We start from the raw sequence: 2,445 nt of genomic DNA, 5'->3' as shown, positions 1-2,445 counted from the left end.
GCGGGTTCGTGGGGGCTTGGCGTGCCGTTCCTCGCGCCCCTTACGGGGGCTTCAGTAGGTGTTTGTTCTTCAGGTAGGTGCGGGCCACGTCTTTCGGTAGGCGGCGCCAGCTGTCCACCTGTTCGTTCATGTCGGCCAGGTCGGCGGTCGTCAGTACGTCGTTGAGGGGGCCGAGTGCCTTGGTGACCTTTTCGTCGCCCGCTCGGGAGCGGTTGACGACCGGCACGATGTAGTCGGCGTTCTGCAGGTGTCTGTCGTCGGTGAGCAGGACGAGCCCGAAGTCGTCGAGCGTCGCGTCCGTCGTGGTGGTCAGCACCATCTGGTCCTGGCCGTTCTGCACGGCCCGTTTCGCCTGGGTGGTGCCGACGCCCTTGGGGTCCACGCCGGTGATGTCGATGCCGTACGTCTTCTTCAACCCCGGTTCGCAGTACGGCCGTCGCACGCACTCGTCGCCCGCCGCGAGCCGTACCCGGACACCGGACGCGCCCAGGTCGCTGAGTGTCCTCAGGCCGTGTTCGCGTGCGAAGGCCCGGGTCACGGCGAAGGCGTTCTGGTCGACCGCCCTGCCGGGGTCGAGGACGGTGAGTCCCCGGGGCGCGGCCAGCTTCCGCAGCGCGCTCATCGTGGCGTCCAGGTCCGGCGAGCCGACGGCGGCCGCGTCCGCCCCGTTGGTCTTGGCGTTCAGCCAGTCCGCGAAGGTGGCCGCGTACTCGGCGACGACGTCGATCTGCCCCGACTCCAGGGCCGGTTCGTACAGTTCGCGGTTGGCGACGGTCAACGTGGACGTCTGGTAGCCCGCCTGTTCCAGCAGCAGCCCGTACAGGGTGGCCAGCAGGTCGCTCTCGGTGAAGCCGGCCGAGCCGATGGTGAGGTTCTCGCTGTCGCCGGGCGGTGCGGTGACCTCTCCCCGGCTCTCCAGGGAGGGACCGGATACGCAACCGGTCAGCAGAAGCAGGAGGCAGGCGAGGGCCGCGCGACGCCTCATCGGGTGCGCGGTCCTCGTCCGATACGCCGTCCTCATCGGGTGCCCCGGCCGGGCGCCAGTCGCTCGACCACCTCGAAAACGCCTTCGACGAGGAGCGCGAAGACGGCCACGAGGACGGCGCCGGCGACGACCTGCGGCGTACTCGCCAGGTTGAACCCGGCGGTGATGATCCGTCCGAGTCCGCCGCCGCCCGCCAGCGCGGCGATCGTGGCGGTGGCCACGAGCTGTACGGCCGCGATGCGCACTCCGCCCAGGATCATCGGCAGCGCGAGCGGCGCCTCGACCCGCCACAGCAGCTGCCGACCGGTCATCCCCATGCCCCGGGCCGCCCGCACCACGTCACGGTCGACCTCGCGCATTCCGACGTACGCGTTGGTGAGCAGCGGCGGTACGGCGAACAGGACGAGCGCGACGACCGTGGGGCCGTCGCCCCAGTCGCCGATCGGGGTGAGCAGCAGCAGGACGAGCACCGCGAAGGTGGGGACGGCCCGGCCGACGTTCGAGATGTTGACGGCGAGCGCGCCGCCCCTGCCGAGGTGGCCGAGGACGAGGGCGACCGGCAGCGCGATCAGACAGCTGATCACCAGGCAGACCACGGTCAGCACGAGGTGCTGGGTGAGCCGGTGCCAGATGCCGTCGTCGCCCGCCCAGTGCGCGGAGTCGGCGAGCCAGTCCCAGCCGTCGGTGAGTGTCCTCATCCGCGCTTCGCTCTCGTCCAGGGGGTGATCAGCCACTGGAGCCCGAGCAGCAGCAGATCGGCGGCGACCGCGATGACCACGCACAGCACGGACGCGGTGAGGACCTGGGCCTTGAAGTAGGTGTTCATTCCCGAGTAGATGAGGTTGCCGAGCCCTCCGAAGCCGACGATCGCGCCGACCGTGGCGAGCGATACCGCCGAGACGGTGGCGATCCTGAGTCCGGCCATGGCGGCGGGCAGGGCGAGCGGCAGCTCGACGGTGAGCAGCAGGCGCACGGGCCCGTATCCCATGCCGCGGGCCGCCTGCCGGGTCTCCTCGGGGACGGCCCGGAGCCCGGCCAGGATGTTCCGTACGAGCAGGGTCAGCGAGTAGAGGACGAGGCCGGCGACGACCAGGGCCGCCGACAGTCCGTACACCGGCAGGAGCAGCGAGAACATGGCGAGCGAGGGGATCGTGTAGAGGACCGTCGTGACGGCGAGCACCGGTCCTGCCGCCCAGCCCCAGCGGCGCGCGAGCACGGCGAGCGGCAGGGCGATCGCCAGGCCGATGAGGACGGAGAGAACGGTCAGCCGAAGGTGCTGGCCGACCGCGTCGAGGAGGATGTCGCGGCGGGTGTCCAGGTATGCGCCGCAGATCCACTCGTTGCGCGCGAGGCAGTCGTCCGGGGGCGCGGTCACGGGTCCAGTCCATCGGGGCGGGCGGCGGACTGCGCGTGGTGATGGCCCGTACGGGGGGGGGGGGGGGCGAGTTGAACGCCCCTCG

At 71.0% G+C, this 2,445-nt stretch carries 3 protein-coding genes; all 3 read right to left on the bottom strand.

Features of this window, described 5'->3' with window-relative positions; all coding sequences use genetic code 11:
• Window positions 1-40: 40 nt before the first annotated feature.
• Genes AOK01_RS39930 through AOK01_RS39920 form a run of 3 tightly spaced genes read right to left on the bottom strand, consistent with a single transcriptional unit; the run spans window position 41 to window position 2,360 of the window.
• On the bottom strand, window positions 41-985 hold the full coding sequence (locus tag AOK01_RS39930; RefSeq protein WP_055520539.1) for an ABC transporter substrate-binding protein: 945 nt from the start codon (window positions 983-985) through the stop codon (window positions 41-43).
• 32 nt (window positions 986-1,017) lie between these two features.
• Window positions 1,018-1,683: an ABC transporter permease gene (locus tag AOK01_RS39925; protein WP_055520537.1), complete on the bottom strand. Its 666-nt coding sequence runs from the start codon at window positions 1,681-1,683 to the stop codon at window positions 1,018-1,020.
• The gene (locus AOK01_RS39920) at window positions 1,680-2,360 is read right to left on the bottom strand and encodes an ABC transporter permease (RefSeq protein WP_055520536.1); all 681 of its coding nucleotides are present in this window, start codon (window positions 2,358-2,360) and stop codon (window positions 1,680-1,682) included. The genes AOK01_RS39925 and AOK01_RS39920 overlap by 4 nt, the downstream gene beginning before the upstream one ends.
• Window positions 2,361-2,445 lie beyond the last annotated feature (85 nt).

This window comes from Streptomyces aurantiacus (assembly GCF_001418335.1).
In the GTDB taxonomy this organism is placed as follows: Bacteria; Actinomycetota; Actinomycetes; order Streptomycetales; family Streptomycetaceae; genus Streptomyces; species Streptomyces aurantiacus.
This window is presented reverse-complemented; position numbering and strand designations above follow the sequence as displayed.

Bases quoted from the DNA above. Each gene is read 5' to 3' on its own strand.
- AOK01_RS39930 (WP_055520539.1), bottom strand. From the start codon at position 985: ATGAGGCGTCGCGCGGCCCTCGCCTGCCTCCTGCTTCTGCTGACCGGT.
- AOK01_RS39925 (WP_055520537.1), bottom strand. From the start codon at position 1,683: ATGAGGACACTCACCGACGGCTGGGACTGGCTCGCCGACTCCGCGCAC.